This window comes from Streptomonospora arabica (assembly GCF_039531585.1).
GTDB lineage: Bacteria > Actinomycetota > Actinomycetes > Streptosporangiales > Streptosporangiaceae > Streptomonospora > Streptomonospora halophila.
In genome coordinates this window covers 1-13569 of the sequence record NZ_BAAAQI010000005.1, presented here as the reverse complement: position 1 = coordinate 13569, position 13569 = coordinate 1, and the positions used below count along the sequence as shown (strand labels likewise).

At 74.4% G+C, this 13569-nt stretch carries 11 protein-coding genes; 4 read left to right on the top strand and 7 right to left on the bottom strand.

Going from position 1 to position 13569, the window contains the following annotated elements:
- Nucleotides 1-32 precede the first annotated feature (32 nt).
- From scpA to ABD284_RS10225, 5 genes are all read right to left on the bottom strand, one after another.
- Nucleotides 33-2264: a methylmalonyl-CoA mutase gene (gene scpA / locus ABD284_RS10245; protein ID WP_344142478.1), complete on the bottom strand. Its 2232-nt coding sequence runs from the start codon at nucleotides 2262-2264 to the stop codon at nucleotides 33-35.
- Nucleotides 2261-4177: a methylmalonyl-CoA mutase family protein gene (locus ABD284_RS10240; RefSeq protein ID WP_344142477.1), complete on the bottom strand. Its 1917-nt coding sequence runs from the start codon at nucleotides 4175-4177 to the stop codon at nucleotides 2261-2263. The genes scpA and ABD284_RS10240 overlap by 4 nt, the downstream gene beginning before the upstream one ends.
- A 125-nt stretch (nucleotides 4178-4302) precedes the next feature.
- Nucleotides 4303-5853 carry a hypothetical protein gene (locus ABD284_RS10235; protein ID WP_344142476.1) on the bottom strand — a complete coding sequence of 517 codons (1551 nt, stop codon included), beginning with the start codon at nucleotides 5851-5853 and terminating at the stop codon, nucleotides 4303-4305.
- A 121-nt stretch (nucleotides 5854-5974) separates the two neighbouring features.
- On the bottom strand, nucleotides 5975-6601 hold the full coding sequence (locus tag ABD284_RS10230) for a YigZ family protein (RefSeq protein ID WP_344142474.1): 627 nt from the start codon (nucleotides 6599-6601) through the stop codon (nucleotides 5975-5977).
- Nucleotides 6602-6722: 121 nt separating this feature from the next.
- Nucleotides 6723-8285, bottom strand: a complete 1563-nt coding sequence (locus tag ABD284_RS10225; protein ID WP_344142472.1) for an SLC13 family permease — start codon at nucleotides 8283-8285, stop codon at nucleotides 6723-6725.
- A gap of 224 nt (nucleotides 8286-8509) precedes the next feature.
- Here ABD284_RS10225 and ABD284_RS10220 point away from each other — a divergent pair, with 224 nt between their 5' ends.
- The 3 genes from ABD284_RS10220 to ABD284_RS10210 all read left to right on the top strand — a co-directional run bounded on the left by ABD284_RS10220 (nucleotide 8510) and on the right by ABD284_RS10210 (nucleotide 10568).
- Nucleotides 8510-9283, top strand: a complete 774-nt coding sequence (locus ABD284_RS10220) for a helix-turn-helix transcriptional regulator (protein ID WP_344142471.1) — start codon at nucleotides 8510-8512, stop codon at nucleotides 9281-9283.
- A gap of 31 nt (nucleotides 9284-9314) precedes the next feature.
- On the top strand, nucleotides 9315-9794 hold the full coding sequence (locus ABD284_RS10215) for a DUF3291 domain-containing protein (RefSeq protein WP_344142470.1): 480 nt from the start codon (nucleotides 9315-9317) through the stop codon (nucleotides 9792-9794).
- 165 nt (nucleotides 9795-9959) lie between these two features.
- Nucleotides 9960-10568, top strand: a complete 609-nt coding sequence (locus ABD284_RS10210; RefSeq protein WP_344142469.1) for a superoxide dismutase family protein — start codon at nucleotides 9960-9962, stop codon at nucleotides 10566-10568.
- Between the two features lie 112 nt (nucleotides 10569-10680).
- Here ABD284_RS10210 and ABD284_RS10205 read toward each other — a convergent pair whose 3' ends face one another.
- Both ABD284_RS10205 and ABD284_RS10200 read right to left on the bottom strand, forming a co-directional pair.
- Complete coding sequence (locus ABD284_RS10205; protein WP_344142468.1) at nucleotides 10681-11412, bottom strand: YidC/Oxa1 family membrane protein insertase; 732 nt, start codon at nucleotides 11410-11412, stop codon at nucleotides 10681-10683.
- Nucleotides 11413-12103: 691 nt separating this feature from the next.
- A complete protein-coding gene (locus tag ABD284_RS10200; protein ID WP_344142467.1) occupies nucleotides 12104-12409 on the bottom strand; it encodes a DUF6412 domain-containing protein in 306 nt (101 codons plus the stop codon).
- Between the two features lie 274 nt (nucleotides 12410-12683).
- Between ABD284_RS10200 and ABD284_RS10195 the strand changes: the two genes are divergently transcribed.
- On the top strand, nucleotides 12684-13004 hold the full coding sequence (locus ABD284_RS10195; protein WP_344142465.1) for a phosphatase: 321 nt from the start codon (nucleotides 12684-12686) through the stop codon (nucleotides 13002-13004).
- Nucleotides 13005-13569 lie beyond the last annotated feature (565 nt).

Here is a 13569-nt window from a genome sequence, read left to right as displayed (position 1 = left end):
GGGCTCCTCGGCGGGCACCTCCCGTGCCCGGCTCACGGCCGGTGGCCCAGCTCGGACTCCAGGGTCTCCAGCAGACCCACCGCCGCCTCGGCGATGACCGTGCCCGGCGGGAAGATCGCCGCCGCTCCGGCCTCGTACAGGGCGCCGTGGTCGGCCGGGGGGATCACGCCGCCCACCGCGACCTTGATGTCGGGCCGGCCCAGGGACTCCAGCTCGGTGCGCAGCGCCGGCACCAGGGTGAGGTGGCCGGCGGCCAGCGACGAGACGCCGACGATGTGCACGTCGGACTCGGCGGCCTGGGCCGCGACCTCGGCCGGTGTCTGGAACAGCGGACCCACGTCCACGTCGAAGCCGAGGTCGGCGAACGCCGTGGCGATCACCTTCTGGCCGCGGTCGTGGCCGTCCTGGCCCATCTTGGCGACCAGGATGCGCGGGCGGCGGCCCTCGTTCTCCTCGAACGCGCGCACGCGCTCGGCGACCTCGGCCATCGCGGTCTCGGCGTCGGCGGACGAGCCGGCTTCCTCGCGGTACACACCCTGGATGGTACGGACCTGCCCGGCGTGGCGGCCGAAGACCCGCTCCATCGCCGCGGAGATCTCGCCGACGGTGGCCTTGGCGCGCGCGGCGTCGACCGCGGCGGCGAGCAGGTTGTTCTCCAGGCTCGCGCCGCCGGACTCGGCGGCGGCAGCGGCGCTGAGGCGGTCCAGCGCCGCGTTCACCTCGGCCTCGTCGCGCTCGGCGCGCAGCCGCTCCAGCTTCTCCACCTGCTCGGCGCGCACGCGGGAGTTGTCGACGCGCAGCACGTCGATCTCGTCGTGGGTGTCGGGCCGGTACTTGTTGACGCCGACCACCGGCTGGCGGCCGGAGTCGATGCGCGCCTGGGTGCGGGCCGCGGCCTCCTCGATGCGCATCTTGGGGATGCCGGCGTCGATGGCGGCGGCCATGCCCCCGGCCAGTTCGATCTCGTCGATGTGGGCCATGGCGCGTTCGGCCAGCTGGGCGGTGAGGCGCTCGACGTAGTGGCTGCCGCCCCAGGGGTCGATGACCCGCGTCGTGCCCGACTCCTGCTGCAGCACCAGCTGGGTGTTGCGGGCGATCCGCGCGGAGAAGTCCGAGGGCAGCGCCAGCGCCTCGTCCAGCGCGTTGGTGTGCAGCGACTGGGTGTGGCCCTGGGTCGCGGCCATCGCCTCGACACAGGTGCGCACCACGTTGTTGAACACGTCCTGGGCGGTCAGCGACCACCCGGAGGTCTGGGAGTGCGTGCGCAGCGACAGCGACTTGGGGTCGTCCGGGCCGAAGGAGCCCACCAGTCGCGCCCACATCCGCCGCGCGGCCCGCAGCTTCGCGACCTCCATGAAGAAGTTCATGCCGATCGCCCAGAAGAACGACAGGCGCGGCGCGAACGCGTCGACGTCCAGACCCGCCCGCCGGCCGGCGCGGATGTACTCGATGCCGTCGGCCAGCGTGTAGGCGAGCTCCAGATCGGCGGTGGCCCCGGCCTCCTGCATGTGGTACCCGGAGATCGAGATGGAGTTGAAGCGCGGCATGCGCTTCGACGTGTAGGCGAAGATGTCGGAGATGATCCGCATGGACGGCTGCGGCGGGTAGATGTAGGTGTTGCGGACCATGAACTCCTTGAGGATGTCGTTCTGGATGGTGCCCGCCAGCCGCTCGGGCGCTACCCCCTGCTCCTCGGCGGCCACGATGTAGAGCGCCATCACCGGCAGCACCGCGCCGTTCATGGTCATCGACACGCTCATGCGGTCCAGCGGGATGCCGTCGAAGAGCCGGCGCATGTCGTAGACGGAGTCGATCGCCACGCCCGCCATTCCGACGTCGCCGGTCACCCGCGGGTGGTCGGAGTCGTAGCCGCGGTGGGTGGCGAGGTCGAAGGCCACCGACAGCCCCTTCTGCCCGGCGGCGAGGTTGCGCCGGTAGAAGGCGTTGGACTCCTGCGCGGTGGAGAACCCCGCATACTGGCGGACGGTCCAGGGCTGGTTGACGTACATGGTCGGGTAGGGCCCGCGCAGGAACGGCGGCACGCCCGGGTACTCGCCCGCCAGGCCCAGGCCTTCGCGGTCGGCCGCGGTGTAGAGCGGCTTGACGCCGATGCCCTCGGGTGTGTCCCAGGTCAGCGACTCCGGGCTCTTGCCGACGGCCTCCTCGAACGCGCGCGCCCACGCCGCGGCGGCGTCCGCGCCGCCGGCACCGGCGGTCCGCTCGGCCGCGGCACCGGGACCGATGCGGCTGAAATCGGGAATCATCGGGCCACCCCCAGGGCGTCGTGCAGGTCTGCCAGCAGGCTGAGCGCGTCGCATCCGGCGAAGCAGAAGCCGTCGACGGCGGCGCCCGCCGGCGCGGCCGAAGCGGGCCCCGCAAGCAGGACCTGCTCGGCGCCCGCCTCCTTCAGCGCGGCGGCGGCCGCCGCGGCGTGCTCGGCGTAGAGCGGGTCGCTACCGCACAGGCAGGCGATACGCGCGCCGCTCTCGCGGAACGCGGCCGCGGCCTCGTCGGCCCCGCCCGTGGAACCGCCGCCCACGGTCTCGATCCCGCCCGAGCGCAGCAGGTTGCCGGCGAACGCGGCCCGTGCGGTGTGCTCGGCGACCGGACCGAGCGTGGCGAGGAAGACGCGGGGCCGCGCGCCGGTGGCGGCCAGATGGGCGTCGCTGCGGTCGCGCAGGTCCTCGAACTCCTGGGAGTAGCGCCGCGCGGGCAGCACGGCGGCCCCCGGCCGTTCGGGCGCGGCGGTCCGGGGCGGCGGCTCGCGCTCCACGGCGGGTTCGGCGAGGTCGGGGAACTCGCTGACGCCGATGATCGGGTCGCGCCGGCGGGCGATGGCGTCGCGCCGGCGCTGCCACACCTCGTCGACGCGCTCGGCGACAAGCCCGCTGGACAGCGCCGCGGCCATGCCGCCCGCGGCCTCCAGTTCCTGGAAGAACGCCCAACCGGCGCCGAAGAGGTCGGCGCTCAGGCGCTCGACGTAGAACGAGCCGCCGGCGGGATCGACGACCCGGGTCAGGTGGGACTCCTCGGCCAGGAGGGTCTGGGTGTTGCGGGCGATGCGCCGGGCGAACCCGTCGGGCAGGCCCAGAGCGGAGTCGAACGGAAGCACGGTCACGGCGTCGGCGCCGGCCGTCCCCGCAGCGAAGCACGCCAGCGTCGAGCGGACCATGTTGACGTGGGGGTCGCGGCGGGTGGCCATGGCGGCGGACGCAGCGGCGTGCTGGTACATGGCGGGGCGCTCGGCGGCGTCCAGGCCGCAGGCCTCCAGCACGCGGTCCCACATCGCGCGCGCCGCCCGCAGCTTGGCGATGGTGCCGAACTGGTCGGCGCTCGCGGCGAACCGGAACTCCAGCCGCCGCGCGGCGTCGGCGAGGCCGAGCCCGGCGCCGGTCAGCGCCCGCAGGTAGGCCACGCCGGCGGCCGTGGCGGCGCCCAGCTCCTGGGCCTGCGAACCGCCGGCCTCGTGGTAGGGCGTGGCGTCGGCCGTGGCCAGCCGCAATCGGGGATGGCGCGCGGCGAACGCGGCGGCGGTGCGCGCGGCGGCGTCGAGGTCGGCGGGCGCGCCGGTGCGGGCCGCCAGGCTCAGCGGGTCGATGCCCAGCCCGCCGGACAGGGAGCTCTCGGGCAGCCCGCGGTCGGTCCAGGCGCGCACCAGCCCGTGCGCCGCGGACTCGTAGTCGGCCCCGGCGTCCAGCGTGACGGGGCAGAGGTCGAGGTGCACGTCGGCCAGGACCTCGCCGACCGCGTCGACGGGAATGCCGCCCTCGCCGCACACCAGCCACAGCGCGCCGACGCCGTTCTCCAGGTCGGCCAGGACCGCGGTGCGGGTCCGGTCGGGGCGGGGGTCGCGGTGCTGCTGGCGGACCTGCCAGCCCTCGGTGACGGCGCCGTGCGGACGGGAACCGCGGGTGAAGGGCGCGAGCCCCGGGTAGCCGGAGCCGGGGTCGTCGCCGGCCGTGTACAGCGGCCGGACGGTGATCCCGTCGTAGGTGGCGGTGGCCAGTGCCGCCTCCGGCTCCGCGGCGTCGGGAACGGCCGCGGGGTCGGTCTTCAGCAGCACCTTCTCGACCAGCTCGCGCCACTGCTGGCGGGTGGCCTCGGGGAAGTCCGTCGGCGCCAGGCCGGCGGCGCCCTCCCCGTGCGCGGTCCGGTGACCGCTCTCCGGCGTTTCCATACTCCGGATGTTAGGCAACCGGGCTCCGGCCCCGCCAAAGCGGGGGCGGGGGCTGTGGAAAAGCCGGGCCGCGGAGCGCGCAGCGGCCCCGGAACAGCGGGGTGGCGCGCCGCGGCGGCGGCCCGCTATCCGGTGGGGGCCGTGTGCTCGGCGCCGGGGCCCTCCGCGGGCGGGAAGACGAAGCGCTGTCGGTCGCTGACGACGATGCTGTACCCCTCCTCGGTGACCGCCTCCACGTAGGCCCCGAGCCCTTCGGCGACGACGTCCTTGTCCATCGCGTCCAGCACGACCTGGGTGCCCGCGCCGTCGCCGCCGCCCGCGTCGCCGTAGACGTAGCCGCCCATGGCCAGCGCGGGCGAGATGGACTGCTCGAACTCGTCCTCGAACTCCCAGCGGATCGCGCCGGCGGCCAGGTCGACGGCGATCAGCGGGGTCTCGCCGGTGGCCTGCGGAAGCAGCACCGTACTCGTTTGCGGCTCGTAGAGGGCGCCCGGCAGCGGAGGCGGTGCGAAGGCGTCGCTCGACGGGTTCGCTCCCGGCTCGGAGAGGCTCCACAGCAGCTCTCCGGTGTGCAGGTCGTGCAGCGACAGCACGGACGGCTCCTCGGGCGCCGTCCAGCGCACCAGGACGGCGGTGCGGGTGGGCGCCTCGCCCGTCCCCCCGCCGCCGTCCGCCGATCCGGACCCCGTCGGGGACGGGGAGTCCCGGCCGTCCGACGGGGACGGCGCGTCGGGCGAGTCCGCATCCGAGGACTCCTCCGTACCTCCGGCGCCGCCCGGCTCGGCGGGGATCTCGTAGCCGCCGACGACCTGGGGGCGGGGGCGCTGGACGTCGGTGCCGCCGGCGAGGGCGGGGTCGTCGCCGGCGATGCTCCACAGCAGTTCGCCCGCGTCGTCCTCGGTGATCCCGCGCGCCTGCAGCAGCCCGGCGCCGTCGTCGAGCAGCAGCACGCCGTCGCGGGAGGCGACCGGTACCCCGTAGCGGTCGGGGTCGGGCTCGGGGGCGGCGGAGGTCTCGTCCTCGGCGTCGTCCTCGGCGTTCCCGGAGCCGGTGCCGCCCTCGTCCGCACCTTCGCCGCCGCCGTCCTCGGGCGGGGCCTCGAAGGCGAACTCCCACAGCTCCCCCTCGCCGGGGGCGGAGACCGTGTAGTCGCCGTAGGGCTCGTCGGCGCTCCACCCGGCGGGGCGGCGCACCACGGAGCCGCCGACGAAGGTGTCGCGGCCGCCCGAGCCTCGCCACACGGACTCGCCGTCGTCGCCGATGACCTCGGTACCGCCGTCGCGCCCCTCGACGACCAGCACCGGCGACCCGTCGGAGTCCGCGCCGAACCGCTGGATGTGGCGCTCGCCCTGCCACAGGGTCTCGCCGCCCTCGGCGTCCAGCAGCACGTGGCGCTCCTCGCTGTTGGAGCTGATGAGGAACGCGTCGCCGACCGAGGAGATGCGCACGCCCATCTCGTCGTCGAGGACGGACGGACCTTCGGCGCCGGGACCGTGCAGGCGGCGCAGCGGTTCGTCGCCGACCCCGGGGGGAAGCTCGCCCTCGAAGGCGGTGGGCAGCGGGCGCGGCGAGTCGTCGGGCCGGTCCGGCTCGTCCTCGGCCGTGCAGGCGGTCCCCGCGACGAGCAGCGCGACACCGGCGGCCGCTGCCAGCGGCGCCCGTCGCCAGGTGCGCATGAGCGGTCACTCCCTACGACGACATCATGTACCGGAATCCTAGACCGCTGACGGCGGGCCGACACACCCGAATACCGCGCCCCCTCCGCCGGGGCGGGCCCCGGCCGCCGGCCGGAGGCGGTCACCGCTCCGGCGCGACCTCGACGGTCGTGCTGCCGCCCACCTCGTAGCCGGCCCGCCCGCCGGTGGCCTCGGCCAGCCACGCGCCGAACCCGGCGAGGGCGGGGTCGGCCACCGCGACGTCGAAGTCCACACCCGCCCCGTAGCGCACGTCCAGGAGGCGGTAGCCCGAGTCGCGCAGCCCGCTCTCCAGCCTGCCCGCCAGCAGGTAGTCGGCGCTGACGGTGACCACCCGCAGCGTGCGCCGCTCCAGGAGCCCGACCTCGTCGAGCGCGGCGGCCACCGCGCCGCCGTAGGCGCGGATCAGCCCGCCCGCGCCCAGCTTCACTCCGCCGAAGTAGCGGGTGACCACCGCGGCGGCGTCGGTGACGGCGCGGTGGCGCAGCACCTCCAGCATCGGCACCCCCGCCGTGCCCGAGGGCTCGCCGTCGTCGCTGGAACGCTGGACGCCGCCGTCGGCGCCGAGCACGTAGGCCGTGCAGTTGTGCGCCGCGTTCCAGTGCGCCCGCCGCCGCTCGGCGATGAACGCGCGCGCCTCGTCCTCGTCCGCCACCCGCGCCAGGGCGCAGATGAAGCGGGACCTCTTGATGTGCAGCTCGTACTCGCCGCCACCGCTGATCGTCCGCATGTCCGTCTCGATCGTAAAGGGAGCGCGCGGCGGGCCGGGGGCCGGAGACCCGCTTACAGGCGGTGCCGGGCGCCCCGTCCTCCCTTCGGGGCGCCCGGCACCGGTCCGGGAGGGGCGGGGGTTACCCGCCCAGTGAGAACACCCAGTACGCGACGCCGTACATCGTCGCCATGATCAGCACCAGGGCGCAGATGTTCAGCCAGACGCCCGCACGCACCATCTGGTCGATGCGGATGTAGCCGGAGCCGAACGCGATCGCGTTGGGCGGGGTGGCGACCGGGAGCATGAAGGCCAGCGACGCGGCGAGCGCGGCGGGCACCACGAGCAGCAGGACGTCCAGGTTCATGCCCACCGCCACGCCCGCCAGCACCGGCAGGAAGATGGTGGCCGTCGCGGTGTTGCTGGTCAGCTCGGTCAGCAGCAGGACCAGGGCGGCCACGATCAGCACCACCACCCACGCGGGCACGGCGCTGAGCAGGCCCACCCGCTCGCCGATCCAACTGCTCAGCCCCGACTCCTCGAACTGCACCGACAGCGAGATTCCGCCGCCGAAGAGCAGCAGGATGCCCCAGGGCAGCTGGAGCGCGGTCGGCCAGTCGAGTGCGGCGACGCCCTCGCGCGGCCTGACGGGGATGACGAAGAGGGCGACGGCCACGGCCATCGCGATGCCCGCGTCGGAGATGTCGGCGAGCCACGGCAGGGCGTCGGCGATCGCCGCGGTGTCGGCCAGCAGGGGGACGGCGACCCAGGAGACGGCCGCGAAGACGAAGACCGCCAGCACCGTCCACTCGCCGCGCGACATCGGCCCCATCTCGTGGAGCTGGTCGCGGATGAGCTGCCGCCCGCCGGGCAGCGTGCGGATCTTCGGCGGGTAGATCACCCGGGTCAGCAGGAGCCAGGCCACCACCAGGAAGACCGCGGCCAGCGGCAGTCCGACCATCATCCACTGGCCGAAGCCGATGTCGATGTCGTGGTTCTGCGAGAGGTAGCCGGCCATGAACGCGTTGGGCGGGGTGCCGATGAGGGTGGACACCGACCCGATCGACGCCGAGTAGGCGATGCCGAGCATCAGCGAGGTGGCGAAGTTCGCGTCGCCCTTGCCGTCGCCGAGCTGGTTGACCAGGCCCAGCACCGACAGTCCGATCGGCAGCATCATCACGGTCGTGGCCGTGTTGCTGACCCACATCGTGATGAAGCCGGTGGCCAGCATGAACCCGGCGATGAGCATGACGGGGCTGGTGCCCACGGCGGCGACCACCGTCAGCGCGATGCGGCGGTGCAGGTTCCACCGCTGCATCGCCATCGCCAGCATGAACCCGCCCATGAACAGGAAGATCACGTCGTCGGCGTAGGGCGCCGCCACCTCGGCTATGTCGGCGCCGAGCAGCACCGGGAACAGCACGAGCGGCAGCAGTGCCGTCGCGGGCAGCGGGATGGCCTCGGTCATCCACCACACCGCCATCAGCGTCGCGACGCCCGCTGTCACCTTGCCGGCGTGCTCCAGCGAATCGGGCAGGAGGAGGTACACCGCCAGCGCCAGCACGACCCCGGCCGCCAGGCCGATCCTCTTGCGCGGCAGGCCGCTCTCGGCCTCGGCGGCGTCACCGGGGGAGGTGAGCGAGTCGCCGCCGGCCGGCTCTCCGGCGGTGGCCGGTTTCGAGCCGGGTTCAGTCGGTTTCTCCATGATTTTCCTCGGATCCCTTACGCACGTGTCGCGTATCACACGGTTTTTACCTTCACCTCGGCCGGTGAACCCCGGATCCGGTATCGAAGCGGCAACGAAGCGCACGCCCCGGCCCGTGCGAACCGCCGCCGCCCTCGGCGACCGGGCGGACCGCACCGGCGGCCGAGCGCACCGGCCTGTGGACGGACGCGGCCCGCTGCCTGGCGCGGTCGCACAATGGGGGCATGACCGGAACCGGTATCGACGCGCTGAGCGTCCTCGCCGAACCGCTGCGCCGCAGGCTCTACGAGTACGTCGCCGACCACGGGGGCGAGGTCAGCCGCGCCCAGGCGGCCGAGGCCGTCGGCGCGCGGCGCACCCTTGCGGCGTTCCACCTGGACAAGCTGGTCGAGGCGGGGCTGCTGGAGGTCGAGCGGCGCAAGGTCTCCGGGCGCGAGGGCCCCGGCTCGGGCCGCCCCGCGAAGCTCTACCGGCGCTCCCGCCGCGAACACGCGCTCCACCTGCCGCCGCGCGACTACGGCACCGCGGCCGCGCTGCTGGCCGAGGCCGTGGACCGCGCGGGGGCCGAGGAGGCCCTCCACGCGGCCGCGCGCGAGGAGGGCGAGCGCCGCGGCGCCGCGCACGCCGCCGACGGCGGGCCGGTTTCGTCCGCCGACCTCGCGGGCTGGCTGGAGCGGCACGGCTACGAGCCGGTGTGCGCCGAGGGCCCCGGCGCCGGTCCCGCCGCACCGCAGGAGACCACCGCGCCCGGGGCCGGTCGTCCCTCGCCCCCGGCAGAGCCCACCGCCGGGTGCCCGGCGCTGCGGCTGCGCAACTGTCCGTTCGACGCGCTGGCGCGCAGCCACCCGCCGGTGGCCTGCGGAATGAACCTGGAACTGCTGCGCGGCCTCCTGCACGGGGCCGGCGCGGACTCCTTCCAAGCGGACATCGCACCGGCGGCCGAGGGGTGCTGCGTGGTCATCTCATCGGAACCGGATTCTAAAAACAACCCTCATTGACATAGAAGTATGTCCAGTCCATGCTGACCCCATGAGCGACCACCACCTGGCCCAGATCAACGTCGGTGTCCTCAAGGCGCCCATCGACGCCCCCTCCATGGCGGAGTTCGCCGCTCTCCTCGACCCCGTCAACGCCCTCGCCGACTCCAGCCCCGGCTTCGTCTGGCGCTACACCGACGAGGGATCCAACGACGCCACCGCCGCCCGCCCCTTCGGCGACGACATCCTGGTGAACTTCTCGGTCTGGCGGGACCGCGAGTCGCTGTGGAACTTCACCTACCGCACCGACCACCTCGACACGCTGCGCCGGCGGCGCGAGTGGTTCCACCGGCTGGAGGACATGCACCTGGCCATGTGGTGGATCCCGGCCGGCCGCATCCCCACGCTCGACGAGGGCCGGACACGCCTGGAGCTCTTGCGCGCCGAGGGCCCTTCGCCCGAGGCATTCACGTTCGCCGCGCCCTTCCCGCCGCCCGCCGCGGACGAACCGGCCGCAACCGCCGCCGGCTGAGCCGCAGCTCGTCCCGGCCGCGCCCGGCCCGTCGCGCGGCGGCACGCGCGTGCCGCCGCGCGACGGGCACCGGCGGATCGCCGCGAACCCACGTGATGCGGCGGTCGCTTTGGGTAGCGTCGCCCTGACAACGACCGCGGAGATACGGGGGGTTCAGACGTGTCGGTGACCCGAGCCATCTTCGGCCTGGCGGCCGCATCACTGCTGATCGCGGGGTGCGGAGCGCAGGAGGGCGACGACGAGGGCGCCGCCGACCCCTCGCCCTCCGCCGACCAGACGGCCGAAGCCGGCGGCCCCGACCTCGCTCGCGTCAACGGCGAGTTCAAGACGTACTCGCCCGGAGCCACGGCGGTCACCTACGACAAGCAGGCCGTGCCGACGGGCTCCACCGCGAGCGTCAGCGTCACCCACGACGCGGCCGAGACCGACTTCACGCTCGCGGTGAGCGGCCTGAAGCCCGAGGAGACCTACGGCGCCCACCTGCACACGCAGGCCTGCGGCGAGAAGCCCGCCGACGCCGGCCCGCACTACCAGGACGAGCCCGCGCCCTCGAAGAACTCGCACGACCCGGAGTACGTCAACGACGACAACGAGGTCTGGCTGGACTTCACCACCGACGGCGACGGCGCCGCCAGCACCGACGCCGACGTCGACTGGCAGCCCCGCAAGGGCGAGGCCAACTCCATCGTGATCCACTCCGAGCACACCGAGACGGCCCCGGGCAAGGCCGGCAAGGCGGGAACCCGCCTGGCCTGCGTGAACGTGCCGCTGTAGGGACGGCCGCCGGCACCGGTCCGCGGCCCTCGCGGGGGCGGGCCGCACCGAACGGCGCCGCCCGGCCTTGGTCAGCAGAGGGGGCGGCGGGCGCAGCCGCCGCCCCGCCCCTTCACCCCGAGACGAGTCGCCGCAGCACCAGCCGCTCGGCGACGGTCCAGACGGTCGTCGTCGCCAGGTACAGCCCGGCCGCCAGCGGCACGAAGGCGGCCGCCGCCACCGTGGCGAACGGCAGGAACGACATCATCCGCGCCCCCGGCAGCGTCGGCGAGCCCGACTCGGCGGCCGCGTCCATCGCCGGAAGGGTCAGCCACCGGCGCGAGGCCCACGCGGCCGCGGCGACGACGCCCAGCAGCACCGCGAAGACCGCCCACCCGGAACCGGCGCCGCCGGCGATCACGTCGCCCAGCGCCGAGCCGAGCGGTACACCGCCGAGCGTGTGGCCCAGCAGCTCGTTTCCCCCGCCGCCGGCCGCAGGGCTCACGAACACCCCGTAGAGCACGGCGAACACCGGCAGCTGAGCCAGCGCGGGCAGGCACCCGGCCAGCGGCGAGGCCCCCTCGTCCGCATAGGCCTTGCGCTGCTCGGTGACGAGCCGCTGCGGGTCCTTGCGGTGGCGGCGCTGCAGCTCCCGCATGCGCGGCGCGAGCCGGGCACGCGTCTTCTCGGCGCGCACCTGGGAGACGCTCAGGGGCATCAGCGCCAGCCGGACGAGCCCGGTGAGGGCGATGACGGCGAGGGCCGCGGCGGCGGGACCCGCGACGGGCGAGAGCACCCCGGTGAGCGCCGTGACGGCGGTATAGGCCACCCCGACGGCGGCGGCGATGGGCGGAAGCATGTACATGGTGCAACCTCGGTTCTGTGTCGCGAAGGTCGACGGCGTTGCGGGCTGAAAAGCAGGACCCGGCCGCCGCGCCTCCGCGCGTCACCGGTCGCCGGCCCGGGAGGCGAACGGCGCCGCGCACCCACGCGCGCCGGTGCGGGCGAGCGCCGGTCCGGGTGCGAGCCGGCCGCGGGAGCGCCGCGGCGCCGGGCGCGCGAGCCGATGGCGGCCGCACCCGAGCAGCGGCGCTGGTGGGACGGCACGTCGGCGGGAGGGCACGAGCGCGGCGGGGGTCGCGACTCGGTGCGGAGGCCGAGCCCTGCACGGCGCCGACCGGATGCGATTCGGCGCCGTGTTCTCAGCGGCGATCGGCGATGGAGGCCGGCGCGGTGCGCACAGCCACTGAAGCGGACTCCCCGGCGTGTCGGCGCTCCCGCCCGCGGCGACGCGAGGCGGCCGACGCGCGCGTGGCGCGCCCGCGCCCGCACCACCCGCTGTCAGCTGACCCGGCCGGTCACAGTCGGGGCGGAGCGCGGCGCGGTCGGTGGGCCTGTCGCGGAGAGAGCCGCGAGCCGGACGGGCCCGCTCACGCCGGTCGGATCCGGCACGCGGACATGCGCATCAGGTGCAGCGGAAGGTGGGAGCAGCGGAGAACGAGGAGAGGCCGCCCGTCTCGCGGCCGACTGCGGAATCGCAGTCGGCGGCGCGGACGTCAGCCGATCGCCGCGGCGAGTCCCGGCGCCCTCGGGAGCGGCTTGCCCGGAGCATCAGGCGCGCGGACCGGCGGTTCGGACGCCCGTTGCGCAACGCGCAGCAGATGGTCGCAACGGCTGTCCTCTGCCGTGTCCGACATCGCCTGCGCACCTGCGCGGCACACCGCCCGCACCAGCGCAGCGGCCAGAACGACGATCGCCAGTGCGGCGAACGCGCCGACAGCGGGGCCGACGACCGGGAGTTGCGGCCAGCCGATGTCCGGGCCGAAGTGGAGCGCATGCCCGAGCGCGTAGTCGAGGCGCATCGGCACTCCTTCCTCCGCCATCGGACCTCCGCCAGAGGGCCTCCGCCATAGGGGCGGGTGAGGCGGGCGGGCTCCCGCCCGCTGTGTCCGCCTTCGTCCCCGCAGCTTATACGGCACACCGAGCACATCCGGTGGCGTCTCGGCCGAATACGGCGACACACCGCACGGAATCCATGATCGTCACTTTCCGCTTTGATTGGTTACACCTAGTGAGCATCGTCGAGTGAGCATTATTCGTTCCCCCTCAGGGACCCGAGGAAGCGAGAGCCCCGCCGTGCCGATCCGCCCTGCCAACCTCGCCACCATGTCCGCCACCATCGCCGGGGCCCGATCGGGAATGCGCTCCGAGAGGGACGAAGCCGTCAAGCCCGTCACCGTGACCTTCGAGTCCGGCCACCGCCAGGTGGTCGACAGCGGCGGCTGCCGGGCCCTGGAGTCCGAGCAGGGCGGAGTCATCGCCATCGAGACCGACGACGACGCCCGCTACGCCCTCTTCGCCGGAACCTCCTGCCAGGGAGGCCGAGCCATCACATCGGGCCGCGGATCGACGACCTTCAGCCAGCCGGTCCTCGCAGGCGCGATCGTCCTCGGATGATGGCGACTGAGCACGCCTGATACCGACGACCCCCGGTCGGAGGGAGGGGGCGGTGGGTGGCTCAGCCCACACCCATCGGGCCGGATGCCCGCCGGTTAAGCCAGCGACAAGGGCAGCAAAGGCAGCGGGGGGTTCAACCCCCGCCCATCGGTCCGGGTGCCCGCCGGTTAAGCCAGCGACGAGGCAGCAAAGGCAGCGGGGGGTTCAACCCCCGCCCATCGGTCCGGGTGCCCGCCGGTTGAGCCTGCGACGAGGGCAGCAAAGGCAGCGGTCGGTTCGGCCTGTGATCACCGCTTCCGGCCGCCGGTGGTTCCGCACCCGGCGGGGCGGCGAGGGTGGCGGGTCGGGCCCTCGGGCCGCCGGTCCGCCCGAGGACCGGCCGGGGAGCGGTGCGCCTCGGCCAACGGTGTAGGGGGGACCGTTGGGGCGCGCATTGATCGGCCGTTCAGGACGGGCGGATTGGCGGGCGGGGCGAGGAGACCGCTGTGATGCAGGCAGCGGTGTCCCGGGCCGCCGCGGTGGCCGCTCGGGCGGGGGGATTCAGGGCGCTATGCCCGGAATGCCC